The sequence below is a fragment of the Synechococcus sp. CS-1329 genome (assembly GCF_025128055.1).
Classification (GTDB): Bacteria; Cyanobacteriota; Cyanobacteriia; order PCC-6307; family Cyanobiaceae; genus Regnicoccus_A.
Window position 1 is genome coordinate 1 of the sequence record NZ_JAHLYS010000023.1, and the last position, 19,627, is coordinate 19,627.

Annotated in this window: 24 protein-coding genes and 1 pseudogene; 12 read left to right on the plus strand and 13 right to left on the minus strand. The window is 67.9% G+C overall.

All coding sequences use genetic code 11. The features are described from left to right. Nucleotides 1–273: pseudogene (locus tag KQ304_RS04395) on the minus strand (photosystem II D2 protein (photosystem q(a) protein)); the annotation flags it as partial. A 190-nt stretch (nt 274–463) separates the two neighbouring features. Between KQ304_RS04395 and KQ304_RS04400 the strand changes: the two are divergent. Then, the gene (locus KQ304_RS04400) at nt 464–1,021 is read left to right on the plus strand and encodes a photosystem I assembly protein Ycf4 (RefSeq protein WP_259735924.1); all 558 of its coding nucleotides are present in this window, start codon (nt 464–466) and stop codon (nt 1,019–1,021) included. Between the two features lie 4 nt (nt 1,022–1,025). Beyond that, nucleotides 1,026–1,736 (plus strand): peptidylprolyl isomerase, encoded by a 711-nt coding sequence (locus KQ304_RS04405; RefSeq protein ID WP_259735903.1) that lies wholly within the window; start codon nt 1,026–1,028, stop codon nt 1,734–1,736. Nucleotides 1,737–1,748: 12 nt separating this feature from the next. Here KQ304_RS04405 and ilvN read toward each other — a convergent pair whose 3' ends face one another. Continuing rightward, the gene (gene ilvN, locus KQ304_RS04410; RefSeq protein WP_259735904.1) at nt 1,749–2,279 is read right to left on the minus strand and encodes an acetolactate synthase small subunit; all 531 of its coding nucleotides are present in this window, start codon (nt 2,277–2,279) and stop codon (nt 1,749–1,751) included. Nucleotides 2,280–2,316: 37 nt separating this feature from the next. Then, a complete protein-coding gene (locus KQ304_RS04415) occupies nt 2,317–3,261 on the minus strand; it encodes an alpha/beta fold hydrolase (protein WP_259735905.1) in 945 nt (314 codons plus the stop codon). 109 nt (nt 3,262–3,370) lie between these two features. On the opposite strand from KQ304_RS04415, the gene KQ304_RS04420 reads away from it, so the two are divergent. The 4 genes from KQ304_RS04420 to KQ304_RS04435 all read left to right on the plus strand — a co-directional run bounded on the left by KQ304_RS04420 (nt 3,371) and on the right by KQ304_RS04435 (nt 5,874). Further along, nucleotides 3,371–4,432, plus strand: coding sequence for a N2,N2-dimethylguanosine tRNA methyltransferase (locus KQ304_RS04420; protein WP_399228412.1), 1,062 nt, complete (start codon nt 3,371–3,373; stop codon nt 4,430–4,432). A 17-nt stretch (nt 4,433–4,449) separates the two neighbouring features. Further along, complete coding sequence (gene petM, locus KQ304_RS04425) at nt 4,450–4,548, plus strand: cytochrome b6-f complex subunit PetM (RefSeq protein ID WP_259735907.1); 99 nt, start codon at nt 4,450–4,452, stop codon at nt 4,546–4,548. A gap of 99 nt (nt 4,549–4,647) precedes the next feature. Further along, nucleotides 4,648–5,610, plus strand: coding sequence for an NAD(P)H-binding protein (locus KQ304_RS04430; protein WP_259735908.1), 963 nt, complete (start codon nt 4,648–4,650; stop codon nt 5,608–5,610). 48 nt (nt 5,611–5,658) lie between these two features. Then, complete coding sequence (locus tag KQ304_RS04435) at nt 5,659–5,874, plus strand: hypothetical protein (RefSeq protein WP_255111245.1); 216 nt, start codon at nt 5,659–5,661, stop codon at nt 5,872–5,874. A 24-nt stretch (nt 5,875–5,898) separates the two neighbouring features. Here the strand turns inward: KQ304_RS04435 and KQ304_RS04440 are convergent, their stop codons facing one another. After that, a complete protein-coding gene (locus KQ304_RS04440; protein WP_259735909.1) occupies nt 5,899–6,585 on the minus strand; it encodes a pseudouridine synthase in 687 nt (228 codons plus the stop codon). Between the two features lie 206 nt (nt 6,586–6,791). Between KQ304_RS04440 and infA the strand changes: the two genes are divergently transcribed. Further along, on the plus strand, nt 6,792–7,061 hold the full coding sequence (gene infA / locus KQ304_RS04445; RefSeq protein ID WP_006171764.1) for a translation initiation factor IF-1: 270 nt from the start codon (nt 6,792–6,794) through the stop codon (nt 7,059–7,061). Nucleotides 7,062–7,073: 12 nt separating this feature from the next. Here infA and trxB read toward each other — a convergent pair whose 3' ends face one another. From trxB to KQ304_RS04460, 3 genes are all read right to left on the minus strand, one after another. Further along, entirely contained in the window at nt 7,074–8,474 is a 1,401-nt protein-coding gene (gene trxB, locus KQ304_RS04450) for a thioredoxin-disulfide reductase (RefSeq protein WP_259735910.1), read from the minus strand. Nucleotides 8,475–8,538: 64 nt separating this feature from the next. Then, nucleotides 8,539–8,757 (minus strand): hypothetical protein, encoded by a 219-nt coding sequence (locus KQ304_RS04455; protein WP_259735911.1) that lies wholly within the window; start codon nt 8,755–8,757, stop codon nt 8,539–8,541. Nucleotides 8,758–8,888: 131 nt separating this feature from the next. Continuing rightward, nucleotides 8,889–10,385, minus strand: coding sequence for a DEAD/DEAH box helicase (locus KQ304_RS04460; RefSeq protein WP_259735912.1), 1,497 nt, complete (start codon nt 10,383–10,385; stop codon nt 8,889–8,891). Nucleotides 10,386–10,528: 143 nt separating this feature from the next. Between KQ304_RS04460 and KQ304_RS04465 the strand changes: the two genes are divergently transcribed. After that, nucleotides 10,529–10,705, plus strand: a complete 177-nt coding sequence (locus KQ304_RS04465; protein WP_259735913.1) for a hypothetical protein — start codon at nt 10,529–10,531, stop codon at nt 10,703–10,705. A gap of 5 nt (nt 10,706–10,710) precedes the next feature. Further along, entirely contained in the window at nt 10,711–11,805 is a 1,095-nt protein-coding gene (locus KQ304_RS04470; RefSeq protein WP_259735914.1) for a YheT family hydrolase, read from the plus strand. Here the strand turns inward: KQ304_RS04470 and KQ304_RS04475 are convergent. Then, nucleotides 11,754–12,116, minus strand: a complete 363-nt coding sequence (locus KQ304_RS04475; RefSeq protein ID WP_259735915.1) for a ferredoxin — start codon at nt 12,114–12,116, stop codon at nt 11,754–11,756. The two genes, KQ304_RS04470 and KQ304_RS04475, sit on opposite strands and share 52 nt — an antisense overlap. A 10-nt stretch (nt 12,117–12,126) precedes the next feature. Further along, nucleotides 12,127–13,368 (minus strand): 1-deoxy-D-xylulose-5-phosphate reductoisomerase, encoded by a 1,242-nt coding sequence (locus tag KQ304_RS04480; protein ID WP_259735916.1) that lies wholly within the window; start codon nt 13,366–13,368, stop codon nt 12,127–12,129. Between the two features lie 93 nt (nt 13,369–13,461). On the opposite strand from KQ304_RS04480, the gene KQ304_RS04485 reads away from it, so the two are divergent. Continuing rightward, entirely contained in the window at nt 13,462–13,692 is a 231-nt protein-coding gene (locus KQ304_RS04485) for a hypothetical protein (RefSeq protein ID WP_259735917.1), read from the plus strand. Here KQ304_RS04485 and cysS read toward each other — a convergent pair. The 4 genes from cysS to KQ304_RS04505 form a co-directional block, all read right to left on the minus strand. Continuing rightward, a complete protein-coding gene (cysS, locus tag KQ304_RS04490) occupies nt 13,665–15,173 on the minus strand; it encodes a cysteine--tRNA ligase (RefSeq protein WP_259735918.1) in 1,509 nt (502 codons plus the stop codon). The two genes, KQ304_RS04485 and cysS, sit on opposite strands and share 28 nt — an antisense overlap. A 64-nt stretch (nt 15,174–15,237) precedes the next feature. Continuing rightward, on the minus strand, nt 15,238–15,492 hold the full coding sequence (locus tag KQ304_RS04495; RefSeq protein WP_259735919.1) for a hypothetical protein: 255 nt from the start codon (nt 15,490–15,492) through the stop codon (nt 15,238–15,240). 54 nt (nt 15,493–15,546) lie between these two features. Then, on the minus strand, nt 15,547–16,152 hold the full coding sequence (locus tag KQ304_RS04500) for a hypothetical protein (protein WP_259735920.1): 606 nt from the start codon (nt 16,150–16,152) through the stop codon (nt 15,547–15,549). Between the two features lie 219 nt (nt 16,153–16,371). Next, nucleotides 16,372–17,436 carry a hypothetical protein gene (locus tag KQ304_RS04505; RefSeq protein WP_259735921.1) on the minus strand — a complete coding sequence of 355 codons (1,065 nt, stop codon included), beginning with the start codon at nt 17,434–17,436 and terminating at the stop codon, nt 16,372–16,374. 444 nt (nt 17,437–17,880) lie between these two features. On the opposite strand from KQ304_RS04505, the gene KQ304_RS04510 reads away from it, so the two are divergent. Together KQ304_RS04510 and KQ304_RS04515 are read left to right on the plus strand one after the other, a co-directional pair. Continuing rightward, a complete protein-coding gene (locus tag KQ304_RS04510; RefSeq protein ID WP_259735922.1) occupies nt 17,881–19,002 on the plus strand; it encodes an SLBB domain-containing protein in 1,122 nt (373 codons plus the stop codon). 6 nt (nt 19,003–19,008) lie between these two features. Beyond that, entirely contained in the window at nt 19,009–19,488 is a 480-nt protein-coding gene (locus tag KQ304_RS04515; RefSeq protein WP_259735923.1) for a dual specificity protein phosphatase family protein, read from the plus strand. Nucleotides 19,489–19,627: the final 139 nt, after the last annotated feature.

Consider the following 19,627-nt stretch of genomic DNA (forward strand, 5'->3'; position numbering starts at 1 on the left):
CAGCAGCAGGCTGTGCCCCATGGCATCAGCCGGGGTGCTCACCGCGGCGGTGAGGAAGTTGCAACCCTCCAGGTAGCTGCTGGCAATGCCGTGGGTGTACCAGGAGGTGGCGAAGGTGGTGCCGGTCAGCCAGCCGCCCAGGGCCAGGTAGGCCGTGGGGAACAGCAGCAGGCCGGACCAGCCAACAAAAACAAAGCGGTCACGCTTGAGCCAGTCATCGAGGACGTCGAACCATCCCCGTGCGGCAGGCGCGCGCCCTACAGCGATCGTCATGGGTAGAAACGGTGCGGAAATCCCGCTGGGCTGTGGGATACCGAGCGATGGTAACAATGTTCATGGGCAGCGCGAGCGCCCCTGCAATGGGCTGACATTGCCTGCCTCGGCAGGGTTTCTAGGTATTTCTTCCACTCGTCTCCGCCCGCCGCCGTCCAAGATGACGGTTCACCGCCTCCCCGCCGACCCCATGGCCAACGGCGCCTCCACCACCCGCCCTTCCCTGCTCGAGCAGCCGGTGCAGGGCTCCCGCCGGCTCTCCAACTATCTGGTGGCCACCGTGGTCACCGCCGGTGGTCTCGGTTTTCTGCTCACCAGCCTCTCCAGCCGCCTCGGCCGCGATCTTTTGCCCATCGGCCATCCAGCCGAACTGGCATGGGTCCCCCAGGGACTGGTGATGGGGGCCTACGGCGTTGCCGCTGTCCTGCTGGCCACCTATCTCTGGTCAGTGATCACCCTGGATGTGGGTGCCGGCAGCAACCGCTTCGACCGCGAGAGCAGCCAGGCCACCATCACCCGGCGGGGCTTCCGCCAGAAGATCGAACTCGACATCCCCCTGCGCCAGATCCTGGCCGTGAAGGTGGATGTGCGCGATGGCCTCAACCCCCGCCGCCGCCTCTCGCTGCGCCTGCAGGGCCGCCGCGATCTGCCGCTCACCCGGGTCGGAGAGCCGCTGCCCCTGGCCGAGCTGGAGCGCAGCGGCGCCGAGCTGGCCCGTTTCCTCAAAGTCCCCCTGGAAGGAGTCTGAGCCGATGTCGATCCGTCTCAGCCGCCTCCTGCTGGTGGGCGTGCTTCTGTTCACCCCGTTTGGGGTCGGTGCCTGCGCCGCCGATGCTCCCAAAAGCCCCCTGGGCTGCTCGGCCTCCGGTAGCCCCTGCCTGAGCGGCACGGCCCTGGTGTCGCTCAAGACCAGCCGCGGCGACGTCGAAGTGGAGCTCAGCGGCGATGCCGCTCCCCTCACGGCGGGAAACTTCGTCGACCTGGTGCGTCGCGGTGCCTACGACAACACGGTGTTCCACCGGGTGGTCAATGAGCCCACTCCCTTTGTGGTGCAGGGGGGTGATCCCCAGAGCGCTGACCCCAAGGTGCCGGCCAACCTCTATGGCACCGGCAGCTTCGTGGATCCAGCCACCGATCAGCCGCGGATGATCCCCCTCGAGCTGGGGCTCAAGGGTGAGGCGGAGCCGCGCTACGGCGCCGAGGTGCTGGATCCAGCCCAGAGCGCCAAACTCAGCCTCAGGCACGATCGCGGGGCCCTGGCCATGGCCCGCTCCGCGGATCCCAACTCCGCCAGCGCGCAGTTCTACATCGCCCTCAAACCCCTCACCGAGCTCGATGGCCGCTATGCCGTCTTCGGCCGTGTGGTGAAGGGGATGGAGGTGGTCGACCGGATCAAGCAGGGCGACCGGCTGATCAAGGCCACCCTGCTCAAGGGCGGCACCCTGGTGAAGGACAAGCCCTGAGCCAGCCCTGAATCAGGCGGGCACGCGCTTGTCGGAGGCGGTGACCTTGAGGAAGGCGGTGTTGACGCCGGAGGCCCGCTCCAGGGCCACCTTGCCGGTGCGGGCGATTTCCAGGATTCCGTAGGTTTCGAGAATCTGCTCGAGGGCCACGAGTTTGCCTGGATCGCCCACCACCTCGAGGATCAGGGCGTTGTCGGCCACATCCACCACCTTGGCGCGGAACACCTCCACCAGATCGAGGATCGCCGCGCGGTTCTCCGGCGGAGCCGCCACCTTCAGCAGCATCAGTTCCCGCTCCACCGCGGGGATGCAGGTGAGATCGATCACGCTGAGCACATTGACCAGCTTGTTGAGCTGCTTGGTCATCTGCTCAAGGGTCTGATCGTCGCCTTCCACCACCATCGTCAGACGGGAGTGGCCGCGCTGTTCGGCTGGACCCACCGCCAGGCTGTCGATGTTGAAGCCCCGGCGGGCGAACAGCCCGGAGATGCGGCTGAGGGCGCCGGATTCGTCCTGCACCAGCACCGAGAGGGTGTGTTTCATGGCCAGGCGCTGCTCAACGGGGCATCAAGGCCCCAAATTACGTGCCGGCCTCCTGGCCCTCCAGCGGCAGGGCCTCCAGCCAGCTCAGCAGCCGGGTCTCGAAGGCTTCGGGGGCTTCGTCGTGGGGGCAATGGCCCACCCCCTCGAGCCGCTCCAGGCGCAGATCCGGCCTGAGGCGTGCGATCAGCTCTCCCACTTCGATCGGCACCAGACGGTCGGCTTCGCCCCAGATCAGCAGCAGCGGCTGCACCAGGCGGGCCAGCAGCGCCTCGGCGGTGGCACCCCTGGGGCGCAGGGCCATGCCGATGCTCATGCCCCTCAGGGACCAGGCGGCGGTGGCCCGGCGGGCCGGACGGGCAAACAGCCGGCGCAGTTCCGCGTCGCCGATCACCGGCTGGTTGTAGGCCGACTGCAGGCCCAGATCCAGCAGGGGGGTGCGGGCGATCAGGGGCACCAGCAGCTCCAGGGGCAGCAGCCGGCAGAGCAGCTGCACCAGCAGGCGCTGCAGCCGCCGCCGCCAGGGGGGGCGCCGCCGCGGCACGGCCATCACCAGGCTGGGATCGGGCAGGGGCACGGCCGCCACCGCCCGCACCCACTGCGGGCTGAACACGGCCGTGGTCAGGGCCACCAGTCCGCCGAGGGAATGACCCAGCAGCACGGCGGGCCGTTGCACCACCTGCTGCAGAAACGCGGCGCTCTGGCGCGCCCAGAGCCGGTTATCGAGGGGCAGGGCCGGCTGATCGGAGGCGCCGAAACCGATCAGATCGAGGGCATAGACGCACCAGCCCGCCGCCACCAGGCCGGCCACGTTGTGACGCCAGTGGCCGCTGCTGGCGGCGAAGCCATGCAGCAGCAGCAGCGGCGGATGGCTGGGGTCACCGAGCACACGCCAGTGGCAGGCCAGGCCGCGCCAGTGCCAGGTGCCGTGCAGGCCCCAGTCGATGCCATCCCCTGCGACAGGCTGGGCTGAAGCTGTGATCACCGGAGACGGAGCCACGCCGTACGACCCTCACTATTGCGAAGGCGCGGCCCAGCTGCGGCTGGGGCCGGGTTTTTTTCGCCCCGACTCGCGCCCGGCCAGGGATCTGGGGGTGCTGTTGGCCCGGCGGCTGGCGGCTCAGGGGCCCCTGCGGGTGCTGGATCTGATGGCGGGCTGCGGCGTGCGCTCGCTGCGCTATGGCCTGGAGGCCGGGGCGGCGGCCGTCTGGGCCAATGACGCCGATCCGGATCGGCTGCCGCTGCTGCGCCTCAATCTGGAGCCCCTGGCCGATCGCCTCGAGCTGCGGCTGAGTGCCCTCACGGCCCAGAAACTGCTGGCCGACTGCCTGCTGCGCGATCAGCGCTTCGAGCTGGTGGATCTCGACGCCTTCGGCTGCCCCGCGGCGCTGCTGCCCCTGGCCCTGGAGGCGGTGCGCTTCGGCGGGGTGCTCTACCTGGCCAGCAGCGATGGGCGCTCCCCCACCGGCCACGACCGGGTGTCGGCCCTGCGCTCGCTCGGGGCAGCGGCCCGGGCCCATCCCGCCAGCTGGGAGCTGGCGCTGCGCCTCCAGCTCGGGGTGGTGGCCCGCGCCGCCTGGTGCCTGGGCCGGGGCCTTCGGCCTCTGCTCAACTTCAGCGATGGCCGCACCTTCCGCACGGCGGTGCAGGTGTCGCGCAGCCCGGCGGCCCTGGAGGAAGACCAGCTGGGTCTGCTGGCCCACTGCCACAGATGCGGCGATCAGCAGGTGCAGAGCCTCAGGCGCCTGCGCGGCTGGCAGGCCTGCCGCTGCAGCGCCCCGCCGCCCCTGGCGGTGAGCGGTCCGCTCTGGATCGGCCCGCTGCAGGATCCCGTCTGGCTGGGCGAGCTCTCGGCCCTGGCCACCGCTGCTGCCACCGCCGGCGCTGCTGAGGCCCCTGTGGCTGAGCAGAGCCGGCGGCTGCTGGGACAGCTGGTGGCCGACGACGGTGAGGGCGCCCGGGTCTGGCCGATGGCCCAGATCGCCCGCCAGTCGCCGGCCGGCACGCTGCGCCTGCGGCCGCTGCTGGAGCGGCTGCGCCGGGCGGGCTGGAGCGCGAGCGTCAGCGGGGTGATGCCGGGCCAGCTGCGCAGCTCAGCGCCCTGGGAGGTGGTGCTGGAGCTGGCCGCCACGGGGGATGAGACGCTAGACAGGTAGCCGTTCTCGCCTGCGCCATGGCCTCGGAAATCTTCTTCACCGCAGCGATCTTCTGGGTGCTGATCCCCGTCGGGATGGCGGGCGGCGCCCTGCTGCTCAAATTGCAGAAAGACTGAGCCTTCGCGGCGCCACTCGGGCCCCGTTGCAGGCTGTTTGTGCAGCCGCGTTGGCGATAGGCGCACCTCTAGGCTCAGCCCCTCCTGTTCGGGCGCTTCATGCAGGTTCTGGTCATCGGCGGTACCGGCACCCTTGGTCGCCAGATTGCCCGCCGTGCCCTCGATCAGGGCCACCATGTGCGTTGCATGGTGCGCTCTCCGCGCAAGGCGGCCTTCCTGCAGGAGTGGGGTTGTGAGCTCACCCGCGGCGATCTGCTGGAGCCCGAAAGCCTGGCCTATGCGCTGGAGGGTCAAGACGCGGTGATCGATGCCGCCACCGCTCGTCCCACCGACAGCGACGGCATCTACACGATCGACTGGGACGGCAAACTCAATCTGCTCAGGGCCTGTGAGCAGGCCGAAGTCAAGCGTTTCGTTTTTGTGTCGTTGCTGGGGGCGGAGCGCCACCGCGATGTGCCGCTGATGGATATCAAGTACTGCACCGAGCAGCTGCTGATCAACTCCGGGCTGGATTACACAATCCTGCGCTGCGTGGCCTTCATGCAGGGGGTGATCGGCCAGTTCGCCATTCCGGTGCTGGAGAACCAGACCGTCTGGGTGAGCGGCACCCCCACCCCGATCGCCTACATGAACACCCAGGACGTGGCCCGTTTCGCGGTGGCAGCTCTGGCGCAGGCGGCCACGGTGCGCCAGACCTTCCCGGTGGTGGGCCCCAAGGCCTGGAACACCGGCGAGGTCACCCAGCTCTGTGAGCGCTACAGCGGCAAGCCGGCCCGGGTGTTCCGGGTGAGGCCTGTGCTGATCCGCCTGATGCAGGGCCTGGCGTCGTTCTTTGAGCCGGGGGTGAATGTGGCGGAGCGGCTGGCCTTTGCCGAGGTCACCGGCGGCGGTCAAGCCCTCGATGCCCCGATGGAGGCCAGCTACGAGGCCTTTGGCCTGGAGGCCGGGGAGACCACCCGCCTGGAGGATTACCTCAAGGAGTATTACGACACGATCCTGCGCCGATTGCGCGAACTGGATGCCGACCTCGACAAGGAGAGCAAGAAGAAGCTGCCGTTCTGATTGCTCAGCAGTTCTTTTGTACCATTCTCTGATTGTGCTGGCCCGTCCATGTCCATTGCCCAGATCAAGAACCTGCAGCGCCGGCTCGCCAATCTCGAGCAGGAAGCCACCGCTGAGCTGAACCGGGCCTGCGGCCATGAGCTCTGGATGACCCTGGGATTTGACGCCCTCGACAGCCTCGAAGAGGCCGACCGGCGTGCCCGCGCCAACTACTACTACGGCCAGCTTCAGACCGTGCGCGAACTCCAGCAGGTCATTGGCTGAGCCGGCGGCCCACTCCAAGCCGCCCTATCCGCCGCCGCCGGCCCGGCCTGATTTCCCGCCGCCGGCCCGGCCGCCGCGGCCGTGAAGCAGCCGGGCCAGGCGCTCCTGCTCAGCGCCGTTCAGCGGCCGCCACTGGCCGGGCGCCAGCCCTTCGAGGCTGAGGGCCGGTCCTCCATCCATCAGGTCGATCGCCACCCGCAGCAGCCGCAGGGTGGGCAGCCCCACGGCCGCCGTCATGCGCCGCACCTGGCGGTTGCGCCCCTCGCGCAACCGCAGTTCCAGCCAGGCGGTGGGGATCGAGCGGCGCTGGCGGATCGGCGGCACCCGCTCGGCCAGGCCTGGATCCGCCAGGAAATGGGCCTGGGCAGCCAGTGTGCAGCGGCCCTGCACCATCACCCCGTCGCGCAACTGCTGCAGGGCTGCGTCGCTGGGGCTTCCCTCCACCTGCACCCAGTAGCGGCGCCAGTGGCCGAAGCGGGGATCGCTGAGCCGGTGTTGCAATGCCCCATCACTGGTGAGCAGCAGCAGCCCCTCGCTGTCGGCATCGAGGCGGCCGGCGGCATAGACCCCAGGCACGGGCACCAGGGGAGCCAGGGTTGACCAGGGGCTGAGCGGTTCGGGGCTGAACTGGCTCAGCACCCCGTAGGGCTTGTGCAGCAGCAGGGTGGTGGGGGCGCCTCTGGCCCCTGGCTCCAGCTCAGAAACCACCATCGCTGCGACGGGCTTTCCAGAGATTGACCACCCCGATGGAAATCAGCAGCAGGCCCAGATCAAGGGTCAGGGGTGGAACGACCAAGGCGGAAGCCGGCAACGTCGTTGACCCTAGGGCTGCCGTTGGGGCCGGCGCTTGGCCCGGGGCTGGTGAGCACGGCGCCAATTTAAGGTGGAACCACCTTTGCATCGAGCCACGGCAGCGCATGATCGAAACCTCGGGAGTGATCGAGAAGGAACAGGGGAACGGGTTCTACCTGGTCACCCTCGATCAGCCCTCCGGGCACCAGTGCCTCTGCCGTGCCGCCGGCAAGCTCACCAAGTTCCGCATCAAGCTGCTCGCCGGCGACAAGGTGCTTGTGGAGATCAGCCCCTACGACCTCACCCGCGGCCGGATCACCTACCGGGAGCGCAACGCCGGAGCCACCGGCCCCAGGCCCGGCGGCAACCGCCCCGGTGGTCCGAGGCGGCGCTGAGCGCAGGCCGGCTCAGGCCACCGGTACCGGCAGGAGCGCTTCAATGGCGGCCTTGAATTCGCTGCGCTGCTTCACTCCGCGCCACTGCTGAGCCAGCTGCTTGGCGTGGAAGAGCTGAACGGTGGGGGTGCCGTTGACACCGGCCTGGCTGGCGATCTCCTGCTCGGCCTCGATGTCGATCTCCACCCCCTGGGCGGCACCGCCGAGCTCCTGCAGCACCCGCTTGAGCTGGGGCTTGAGCACGTGGCAGGGGCCGCAGCTGGGGGAGGTGTACACCACCAGCAGGGGCTTGTCGCTGTCGTGGTAAAGCTTGCGCAGGGCGAAGCCACCCTTCTGCCAGAGGGCCGCCGGGTCGTAGTTGGTCTCGTCGCTCACGGCGGTGTGGGCGGGCTCACCGCTGGGCTCTGGCTCCACGTTGGTGCGTTGCACCGTGGTGGCCAGGCCGTGGTGGCTGAGCCAGCGCTCGGCGGCCAGGGCGGCCTGGCAGCCACTGCCGGCGGCCGTCACCCCCTGGCGCCACTGGGCGTCGGCCACATCACCGGCGGCGAAGACCCCTTCGAGGCTGGTGTCGGGCTGCCCGGGGTTGACCACGAGATAGCCCTTGTCATCGAGGGCCAGCTGATCGCGCACCAACCGGGTGTTGGGGGTGTGGCCGATGGCATAGAATAGGCCCCGCACGGGCAGCTCTTCGCTGCTGCCGTCGTCGGGGTTGCGCAGGGTGAGGGCCTCCAGCCAGGCGTTCCCCGACACATCCGCCACCTCCCGCTGCCAGTGCACGGTGATGGCGGGGTTGGCCAGCACCCGGTCGGCCATGGCCGCGCTGGCGCGCAGGCTTTCGCGGCGCACGATCAGGTGCACGTGGCTGCCGTACTTGGTGAGATACACCGCCTCCTCACAGGCGGAATCGCCGCCGCCGACCACCGCCAGCTGTTCATTGCGGAACTGGGGGGTGGCCCCATCGCAGATGGCGCAGGCGCTGATGCCCTGGCTCCAGAACTGATCCTCATGGGGGAGGCCGAGGCGGTTGGCGCTGGCGCCGGTGGCCAGGATCACCGATTGGGTGCGGATGGTCTGACCCTCGGCGGTGATCCGGTAAGGACGCTCGGAGAGATCGATCGCCTCGGCATCGGCCTCCAGTAGACGGGTGCCCCAGCGCACGGCCTGGGCCTTCATGCGGTCCATCAGGTCGGGGCCGAGGATGCCATCGGGAAAACCGGGGTAGTTCTCCACGTGGGTGGTGGTCATCAGCTGGCCGCCGGGGATGCCCCCGTCCTGGAAGCCGGTGATCAACAGGGGATTGAGGTTGGCGCGGGCCGCATAGATGGCGGCGGTGTAGCCGGCGGGGCCGGAGCCCACGATCACCAGATTTTCCAGCGCGTTGTCGTCGTCCCTGGGGCCTGAGGACACGCTCATCGGATCTAATGCGGACTGACTATGAGTTGAGCTTAGATCACGGCGCCCGGATCCGTGGTTGCCCTCAGTCCGCCCGGTCCAGGGCGTTCAGCCCAAGCCTCTGGGGCGCCAGCAGCGTGTCGAGCCGCTCGGGCTGGTGGTCGAGGCCGAGGATCCAGTCGCGGAACTCTTCGGTGAGCGCAAAGCTCTCCTCGTAGCGCTCCAGGCTGTCGAGTTCGGCGATGCGGGCCATGGCCCAGGTCACCAGGGCGGTGAGCTGGCGATGGGGAGAGGCTTGGGTCATGGTCCATCTCCAGGAGAGCACCAGGCTGGATGGCCCTACGGCCAGCTGTGGTGTTGATTTGCAGATGTTTGCACTCTCAGCATTTTTGTGCTATAGCCAACGCCACGGGTTGGGGGTTGCGCCGGGGGCGTTCAGGCCCTTCGTTTGTCAAGGAATGCTGGCAATTGGGGGCCACGCAGACGAATCACCTCGCCCGCCCCATCCCCGAGGGCCTCCAGCGGCAGCTGGCCCGCCGCTCCAGCGCCGCCCGCGCCCAGCTCGCCGGCCGGCAGGGCCCTGGGCCGGATCACGTAGGCCTCTGCCACCGACCAGCTGCGGGCGTAACTCATCAGCAAGGGATCGGCCGGCGCATAGATGTACGAGGGATGGCGGGGGATCGTCTCCAGTTCCGCCCTGTTCGGATCCACGCGCACGGCCCGGGTGATCGCCTGCAGGAAGCGGCTGCGGGTCACCACGGTGCTCAGGTAGGCCACCACCCGCAGCCGTGGGGCATCGAACCCCTCGGCGCACATGTCGATGCTCACCAGCCAGTCGGCCTCCCCGGCTCGGAAGGCCAGCAGATGGGCGGCCGCGTCCGGATCCTGGGAGTGCACCAGCCGCACCCGGTCCCCCTGCTCCTCCAGCAGACCGCTGAGACCACGGGCATGGGCGATGTCGCGGGCAATCACCAGTCCGCCGGCCTCGGGATGGTCGTCGCGGCGCAGGTCGGCCAGGCGCTGGCGGGCGTTGAGCAGCACCTGCAGGGCAATGCTGCTCGGGTCGCCGGGACGGATGGCGCGGCGCAGGTTGCGCGCCCGCCAGCTCTCGCGGGTTTCCAGCGAGAGGGGGGAGCGTTCCAGTTCGCTCTCCCGCTCCCCCTCGCCACGGCCGTGGTCCACCCAGCCGTCCTGGAAGCGGAACTCCAGCGGCCTGACATCGCCGGCCACGATCAGCTGGCGGGGCTCCACGCTGAGGTCGGGCTCGATCTGCTCCACCAGCACCCCGCCCTGGTGGCGGGGCACCCGCCTGGCGGCACAGAAGGCCAGGTTGTCGGCGCGGAAGGGGGTGCCACTCAGGCCCAGGCGCAGGGCGTGTCCCCGGCTCAGTTCGCTGAAGGCATGGCCCCAGGCGGTGGCCTCCGGCTCGTCGGGATCGAGGCCAAGGTGATGGACCTCATCGGCCACGCTGAGGGTGGGTCCGGGCAGCAGGATCCCCAGCTGCTCCTGCAGCCGCAGCCGGTGCCGGGCGGCGCTCTGATAGCTGAGCAGCAGCCCCTGGCCGCCTTCGGGGGGCTGGCTGGGGTCCCACTCGCGCAGCTCCATCCCCAGCTGGCGGGCTGAGCCGCGCCACTGGGCGGCGATCGAACTGCGGTGGCAGAACACCAGCAGGTGGGCGAGCCGGCCCTCCCGCAGCAACGACTGGAAGCCCAGCAGGGCGCCGAAGGTTTTGCCGGCGCCGGGTCCGGCATGAACCAGCACGTCGTTGCCGAGACTGCCGGGCACCTCCAGGCGCCGGCGCAGCAGGTTGATCAGCTGCGACTGCCACTGGCGCGGCCGCAGCGGTGGCTCAAGGCCTCCGGTGGCTGGCGCCTGGCCAGCTGCGCTGCTGTGCAGGTCAAAGGAGGGCCTGCCGCGGGCGTCGGTGTCCATGGCAGCGGCGCCGGCAGGGGTGGCGCCATTGTGCGTGCTGCGGCCTGAGAATGAGTGTTTGTCACCAGGGCTTCCGCCGCCAGCTCCCCTAACTTCCCGGCAGGACCCTGCTTCGCCTGCCTCTGGCACCGCCTCGATCACCGTTGGACAACCCCTCTTCCCTCAGCCGCCCTCAGCCCGGTTTCCATGACCATCTGGAGGAGTGCTACAGCCAGGTGTGTGACATCGATCCCCTGATCCTGCGGGTGCGGGAGTTGCGCCATCAGGGCGACTTCCCCCTGGCCCGGTGCCTAGAACAGGAGTTGTTGCCGCTCTTCTGAACACCGTGCCCTCTGAGTCTTCGAGCACCCTGTTGCAGCGGCCTGAGCCCACCTCAGCGGAGCTGCTGGAGCACCTGGGGCTGCAGCCGTTCCGCCCCCGGGCGCCCTGGTGGGGCGCTGATCTCCAGACCCTGCGCGACACGCTGCGGCCAGACTCGCTCCCCGATCGCCAGAGCACGGCGCTGGAGCTGCCCCTGGGCCCCTCCAACCAGGGGGAGGGCGGCTCCCTGCTGGCCTGGCTCGATCCACCGGTCGCTGCTGAGGGGGCCCCTGTGGGCCCGCCCAAGGGCCTGGTGCTGCTCCTGCACGGCCTCGGCGGCTCCAGCCAGGGCACGGGGGAGCAGCGGCTGGGCTGGTGCCTGAACCGGGCCGGTTTTTCGGTGCTGCGCCTGAACATGCGTGGGGCCGGTGAGGGCCGGGCCCTGGCCACGGGCACCTACGCCGCCCGCTGCAGCACGGACCTGGCCCCGGCGCTGGAGCGGGCGCGGCAGCTGGCGGCGGGCGGGCCTCTGCTGGCGGTGGGGCTGTCCCTGGGCGGCACGGTGCTGCTCAATGCCGTGCTCGATGGGGTGGTCCGGCTGGAGGGGCTGGCGCTGGTGAGCAGCCCCCTCGATCTGGCCCACTGCTCGGCCACCATCTCCAGCCCGCGCAACCGCCTCTACGAGCGCTGGCTGCTGGAGCGCTTGCGCCAGCAGACCCTCAACGATGTCCCCCGGCCCGATCGGGCGCTGAGCGAGCGCCTGCGGCGGGTGGCCAGCATCCGCGAGTTCGACGCCCTGATCACGGCACCGCGCTGGGGCTACGCCGATGTGGACGCCTACTACCGCCAGGCCAGTCCCCTGCCGCGGCTGCTGGAGCCGCCAGCCACTCAGCCACCCCTGCCCCCCACGCTGATCCTGCAGGCCCTGGATGATCCCTGGGTTCCAGCCGCCGGCGCCCAGGCGCTGGGGTTGGAGCCTCACCGCCAGGAACACCAGCGGCTGGAGGTGCTGCTCAGCCCGGGCGGTGGCCACAACGGCTTCCACGCCCCGGGGGGGTGCTGGTCGGATCAGCTGGTGCTGCGCTGGCTGGAGCAGCGGCTGGGCAGCAGCGTGTGCTGAGCCACGATCCACTCCTCGATCGGACGGCCGCCGATCAGGTGATCCTCCACGATCCGCTCGATGCGCTCGGGGCTGACGCCGCCGTAGGCGATCCCCTCTGGCCAGATCAGCAGAATCGGTCCTCCGGCGCAGATGCGCAGGCAATCGGCCTTGGTGCGCAACACCACTCCTTCGGGGCGATCCGGCCGCTCCAGACCGCGCTCCTTGATCAGTTGCTTGAGCCGGGCCCAGCTGGCGGCCCCCAGCTGCGGGTCGCCGCAGAGGGGCTTGCTGGGGGTGGCGCAGAGCAGCAGGTGGTGCTGAACCTTCACGGCTGGATCTTCATGCCGTGAGTAGAGCAGGCGAGGCGGTGGCGGCCAGCTCGGTGGTAGCGAGGCGGGCCCAGGCGTCGATGGCCAGCACGTCCTCGAGGCTGGGGTCCTGGCGCAGGTCGGCGCCGTGGCGCTCACAGACCGCCTCGATCAGGCGGGGAATGTCGAGGAAGGAGATGCGCTCCTCCAGGAAGAGGGCCACGGCCTGTTCGTTGGCGGCGTTGAGCACCGCCGGCATGGTGCCGCCGGCACGGCCGGCGGCGTAGGCCAGGCCCATGCAGGGGTATTTGACCTCGTCGGGGGCGCGGAAGCTGAGCTGGCCCACCTCGGTGAGATCCAGGCGCCGCCAGGGGGTTTCGAGGCGCTCGGGCCAGCTGAGGCAGTAGAGCAGCGGCAGGCGCATGTCGGGCCAGCCCAGCTGGGCGAGCACCGAACTGTCGGCCAGCTCCACCATCGAGTGGATGATGCTCTGGGGGTGGATGACGATCTCGATGGCGTCGTAGTCGAGCCCGAAGAGGTAGTGGGCCTCGATCACCTCCAGGCCCTTGTTCATCAAGGTGGCGGAATCCACCGTGATCTTGCGGCCCATGCTCCAGTTGGGATGGCTGGTGGCATCGGCCACGGTGGCCTTGGCCAGATCAGCGGCGGGCCAGTCGCGGAAGGCACCGCCCGAGGCGGTGAGCTGGATGCGGCGCAGACCGGGGGTGGGCACGCCGGTGGAGAGGCGGGCGGTGTCGGCCCAGGGGGTGCCCTGCAGGCACTGGAACAGGGCGGAGTGCTCGGAGTCGGCGGGCAGCAGGCGGCTGCCGCTGGCCTTGAGGGCCGGCAGCACCACCGGCCCGGCGGCGATCAGGGTTTCCTTGTTGGCCAGGGCCAGATCTTTGCCGGCCTTGATCGCGGCGAGGGTGGGCAGCAGGCCGGCGCAGCCGACGATGCCGGTCACCACCAGATCGGCGCTGCCCCAGGCGGCGGCGGCGCAGAGCCCCTCACTTCCCCCCAGCAGCTCCGGCTGGCGGGCTGGACGCTGGTTGGGCTCCAGGGCCTCCAGGCGACGGCGCAAGTCGGGCAGGTCATCGGCGTCGGCGAGGGCCACCACTTCGGGGCCATGGCGGCGGATCTGATCCACCAGCAACTCCAGGTTGCGCCCGGCGGTGAGCGCCACCACGCGGAAGCGCTGGGGGAACTCCTCCACGATCGCCAGGGTCTGGGTGCCGATCGACCCTGTGGAGCCGAGCACGCTGATCGCTTTCACCAGGCTTTCCCTGCGTCGGGCGCCAGTCTCCCACCGATCCCAGCGGCTCGTGCACACTGGCGGAGCTGGTGCTCTTCACCCCTGGCGGCCGCGATGCTCTGGCTCAAGCGTTGGAACTTCATCGAGCGGGCGCGGCTGGAGCGTGAGCTCTGGGATGCCTTCGAGGCGGGAGAGAACATCGAGGCGATGGTGGAGCAGTTGCGCAGCGCTCCGGTGGCTGCCGACGGCGGCTTCAGGCTGGAGGTGTGGGAGACCACGCGTGTGCGCATCCGCCGGATCGAAACGCTGATGCGCGATCAGCCCCGCGGCGGCCCGCCCGACTGAGGGCGGTGGATCCACTCGGTGCTGCCATCGGGTCGATCGATCAGCTCGATGCCGTCGCTGCGCAGCCGGTCGCGGATGGCATCGGCATCGGGATAGCGCTTCTCCTGCCGGGCGGCCAGGCGCTCGCTGATCAGGGCCTGGATCTGGGCGGGGTCGGGCCCAGCGCTTGTTTCGCTTGGGCTGCTGGAGCTGAGCTCCAGCTCGAGGCCCAGAACGCCGCTGAGTTCAGTGAGCAGCTGCCAGCGCCCCTGCAGGGCACGATCCTCACCGCTGGCCTCGGATCCACGCTCCAGCCGCCGGGCCAGGGCCCGCAAGGGGCGGGCGAGATCGAACAGCACCGCCAGGGCCGCTGAGGTGTTGAGGTCGTCGTCGAGGGCGCCAACGAAGGCCTCACGGCTGGGCTCCAGGCCCACGTCGTGGCCAGGGGCGGGTTGGGCCGAAGCGGCCACGTTTGCCCATCCCAGTGCTGCGGTGAAGGTGGTGCTCAGGCCGAGGCCGAGGGCTTCGTTGAGGCCCTGCCAACCGGTGGCGGCGGCGTCGAGGGCGTCGCGGCTGAAATCGAGCGGTTTGCGGTAGTGGGCCTGGAGCACGAACAGGCGCAGGGTCATCGCCGAAATTCCGCTGGCGAGCAGAGCACGGATCGTGGTGAAGTTGCCGAGCGATTTCGACATCTTTTCGCCATCGACATTGACCATGCCGTTATGCAGCCAGTAGCGGGCAAGGGGCTCACCGTTGGCCGCCTCCGACTGGGCGATTTCATTCTCATGGTGGGGAAAGATCAGATCGGATCCGCCCAGGTGAATGTCGATGGTGGTGCCCAGTTCCTGGCGCACCATGGCTGAGCATTCGATATGCCAACCCGGCCTCCCCTGGCCCCATGGCGAAGGAAAGCTGGGCTCTCCGGGCTTGACCCCTTTCCAGAGGGCGAAATCAAAGGGATGACGCTTGCGCGACTCTTCGTCGCTGTGGAGTCGTCCGCTGGCGCCCTCCTGTTGCTCACTGAGGCTGCGCCCGCTCAGTTTGCCGTAATCGGGCCGCCCCATCACCGCAAAATAGACATCACCATCGGCGGAATAGGCCGCACCGGCGGCTTCCAGTTCAGCGATCATCGAGCGGATGCCATCAAGGCACTGGGTGGCCCTGGGTGATTGATCAGGCGGCAGGATGTTGAGAGCTTTCATGTCTTCACGGAAGGCCTGAATATTGCTCTCGCTGACCTCCTCCATCGAGCGGCCTTCTGCAGCGGCGCGCCGGAGGATTTTGTCGTCAATGTCGGTGAAATTCTGAACAAAGGTGACCCGATACTGCTGCCAGATCAGGTAACGACGCAGCACATCCCAGACGATGTAGCTCCGGGCATGGCCGAGATGGCAAAGGTCGTAGACCGTGACACCGCAGCAATAGATCGAGACCTCACCGGGCACCAGAGGTTGAAAGACCTCAGTGCGCCTGGTCAGGGTGTTGGTGAGCCGCAGGGTCAAGGCCGGAAGTCAGACGGTGAGGGCACCGTAAGAGGTCGGAGTGCTGGACCCTGCGATCAGCCGCTCACCAGAGGCCGCGGATGGGCACTTGCTGAGGAATGACAGGGCGGGCCACCTGATAGGTGCAAGCTGGATCGGAGATCCTGAACCCCTGGGCGATCAGCGGATCCTTGATCACGCTGGCCTGGGTGATGGTGGATGTGACCGAGCTGAGGGTGCGGGGCTTGAGGCAGTTGGGCTTTTCGGCAAGATCAGCCGCGAAGGCCGGGGCCGCAAGGCTGCCAACAGCGAGTGCACCAGTGGTAAGAAATCTGACCATGGGAAGGAGTCTGGATAGCTGGGTTAATTGTAATCGGGGGAGCCTGAACCAGCCTCAGCGGGAGACGTTGTTGCTGCCGCCGCCACCGCCGCCGCCACCGTCGAAGCAGCCGGCGATGGCGCAGATGCCGACCCCAAGACCGAGGCCTACGGGAATGACCCACCAGGGGAAGGGATTGGTCACGGGAGGCACCGTGGCCGCAGGAGGAATGACGGCTGCGGCCACAGAAAAGCAGCAGGGCGTGGTGCGAGCTGGCAGGACGCCGGGCCAATCGGGCAGCAGGGCGCAGACCACCTCTCCGGGGGTGGTAGTGGTCTCGGGATTGATCGTGACGGTGCGGCGGTCGCTGGAGAAGGTGACGCGATCGGAGTTGAGGAAGATGCGTTCCACCTCCTCGCCGGTGGCCTTGTTGCGAATTGAAATATATTCAGAGGTTGAAAATAGGGGCAGAGAACCCTGGTAGCGAATCTCCAGGTCTTCGGTGGCGGCGGGCAACAACGTGATGTCCCCATCAGTTTCGAGATCGCCCTGGATGCCGGCCTCGGTGTCCCCCGAGGCTTGGCTGATCAGCTCAAACGCTGGCGGAGCCGATGGGGGGACATCGATGGGGGGCGTCTGCAGGCCGGGCAGGGCTGTGACCCCATTGCCATTCACACGCACGAGATTGACACTGGCGCCTGGAAAAGCTCGAACGGGGAGGGAGCTGACCGAAAAAGCGGTGGCTGTGGCGAGTGCCAGAGGAACGCTGAAACGCATAGGGAAGCTGTCCGGGGACTCAATGCTCCTGAATGTAAGAGCAAGCGTGAGAGAAGGCTTAAGCCAGCCACAAACCAGATTGCAAGCTGTCTACTTCCTCAGGCTATTCTCAGTTTGGGGCGTTCAGAACGACATCGTCACCCGGCCGTAGTAGCGAGGCTCGCAGGGGTTGGTGGTGCAGAGCCCATCGAGGTAGCTGGGGGTGTTGCCGAGGAAGTCGGTGGCGTAAAGCGAGAAGGTGAGAGGGATGTCCTTGATCGGGCGAACGGAAACGCCGGCGCCGATGCCAAAGCCGAACCACTCGTAGCCGATGGACACCTGGCTGCCCAAGTGGAGGCTGAGGGCGCCGATCGGCCCCCAGAAGCAGTCGGTGCCCTGGGGGAAGTTCAGGCTCGTGACGTTATTGCCGCTCAGGCAGTTGGTGGACCCCAGCGTGCCGTTACCGGCGAAGCCGTAGAAGTCGGAGCCGATGCCGGCGGTGGCCACGAACAGGATCGGGTTCTGGCCCCGGCTGAGGGGGAAAGCCTGCGACAGCACCAGATAGAAATTGCGCCCCAGGTCGGTGGTGTTATCCAACTGGATGATGTGCTCACCGCCGAAGGCCAGCCCTGTGGTGGGGGTGAGGTTGATGGCCGTTCGGAAGCCGATGCTCTGGCCGGCGAAGACGCCGGTGCCGCGGTTGCGGCTGGTGAGGCTCTGAATCGTGTATTGGAAGCCCAGGCTGGCGTACTCCCCTTTGAAGGGGGTGATATCGAGATAGGCCTCCGAGTCGGAGCAGTCCACCCAGCTCCCCCCGCTGGGCACACGGCAGGACCGCGTGCGACTGGTGCCGGTCAGGGTGGTGGAGACGGTGAACTCCCTGTCCTGGGCGAAGCCGTTGGGGACGTTCAGGCCGGTGTCGGGATAGGGATTGCCGTTGACGGTGATACCACGGGCCAGACCGCGCACCTTCGGCCAGACCGGCGGCGGTGGCTCGGGAAGGTAGGGAAGCTCGGGCCTGACGCTGCCGCTGGCCAGAGCAGCGGATGGGGTGAACACCTCATCCGCTGGCACCAGATACCAGCGCAGGCTGGTGTCCCTGGCCAACAACTGGCCAAACAATCCCGCTTCAGGGATGGCCTGGCCGGTCGCCGCTGTAGGGGTGAAGGCGAGACTGCCGTCGTCGTAGGGAACGAGTTCCCAGGCCAATGAACGCTCCGGCCTCGCCGCGACGACAGTATCGGGACTACTGGGCAGGGATGGCTGCGGCTGAATCGGAGGAGGACTGGGGGGAACCGCTTCCCAGATGAGGCTTCTGGCTTGTTGGCCCGGCGCGGGTTCGGCTGCCCTGGCCCGAAGCGTGGGCACCGGCGGTGGGGGCTGCAGGGGTACCACCACCACTGGCGGAGGTGCGGACGGCAGCTCCCAGACCAGATTTTGTGCCTCTGCGGTGGGTGCGGCAAAGATGACGATCGGGGTCAGCAGGCCGAACCATGGATTGTGGGTGGATCCTGGCGGCCTGGAGAGCACGTCGATTACGGCTGAGGATCGAGTGGTGCCAATGTATCGGTGCTGGCCAGCTGATGACTGGCCCCATACCCCCACCTTTTCAACCGGTGCGTGGCAACATTCGCCCTACTGTCCATTTCCGCGATGACGAGCCTGCGTGTGGACCTGGTGGGAAAGCGCTGGGCACTTCCTCTGCTGCTGCTCAGCCTCTCCAGCCCCCTGGCTCCACTGGTGGCTGCTGAACTGCGGCCTGGAGATCTCGCCCAGGCTGAAATGGCGCCCGGTGGCAGCGACGGGATGCTTCAGGATGATGCCTACATTCTCGGCGCCGGCGATGGGCTGAGCCTGAAGTTCCTGGCGGTCGACGACCTCAGCGGTTCACTCGACATCCTCAACGACGGCACAGCCTCCCTGCCTCTCCTGGGCAGCGTCAGGCTCTCGGGGCTGACCCTCTCCCAGGCCAGCCTCTGGCTGGAATCGCTGTATAGAAAACAACTGCAGCGACCTGATCTGCAGTTGAGCGTCGTTCGTCCCAGGCCCCTACGCATCGCTGTGGTCGGTGAGGTGGAGCGTCCAGGTATCTACACTCTCACCACCTCGGAAACCTCCACCGCGGAAGCCCCGGTTGTGATCAGTGGTCCTCCCACGCTGGTGGATGCGATCCAGAAGGCCGGCGGCATTACCTCGATGGCCAACCTGCGCCGGGTGGTGGTGCAGAGGCGTTTACCCGGCGCCGACTCCCGCTTCAAGCGCGCCCGGGTGGACCTGCTGGCTCTGGTGAGGGACGGGGACCAGCTCCAGAATCCATTGCTCTTCGATGGGGACACGATCAAGCTTGAGCGGGTTTCCGAGCAGCTGGTCAGCAATTCCGCCGAGATGGCGGCCACCACCCTGGCGCCCAAGGCAATCACCGTAAATGTGGTGGGAGAGGTGAAGGCTCCAGGCCGGCTCCAGGTGCCGGCCAGCACACCGTTGATGCAGGCGATTCTCGCCGCCGGGGGTGTGGAGACTTGGCGGGCGAAAACATCGAGGCTGGAGCTGGTGCGGATCAACCGCAATGGCTCGGCAATGCGGCGAACCTACCCGCTTGATTTCAATCAAGGCGTGTCTATTACCAAGAATCCTCCCCTGGTGGATGGCGACACGGTGATCGTGAATCGCAGTCGTTATGCAATTAGTGCCGATGCGATCGGGGCCGTCAGTACACCCCTGAGCGGATTGGTCAATGTCTTAACCCTGTTCCGCCTGCTTGATAACAACAACTGAGCCTGCATGCGCCTCACCTGGTTGTTGCTGGATGAACTGGCGGTGGGAACCGCCCCATCCGATGCCCATGACCTCGATCGCCTTGAGCGGGAGGGGGTTAGGGTCATGATGAGCCTGTGCGCTGCTGAGGAGGCACCGCCTCCGGGCGGGATGGCTGAGCGTTTCCTTTGCGCTCGACTGCCCCTGCCGGACCATCACCACCTGTGCCCCCCCACAGTGCAGCAACTGGTCCTGGTGCTCAGCGAACTGAGCGACCTGCGCCGCCATGGGCCGGTCTATCTCCACTGTGTCGCTGGTGTCGAGCGCTCACCTCTGGTGGCGATGGCCTGGTTGATCCACAACCACCGGATGAGCTGGCAGGGCGCTCTCGAATATGTGCAGGAGACCCATCCAGGCACGAGCCCCTTGCCCGAGCAGTTGGCGGTCTTGAAAAGAGTACCGTTGCTGACAACAACAGCGCAAAATCATTGGCCTGAAGTAGCCTGACTTAAGAGTTTGCTGAAAAACCCCGCTTCCTCTGCGAGAATGAGTCAACTGCCCCAGGTTTGATGCGAGGTCAGCAGGAGCGCAGCGGCTCCTTGTTCTCCTACGTCTCGATCGAGGAGCGGATCCCGGCCAGCCATCC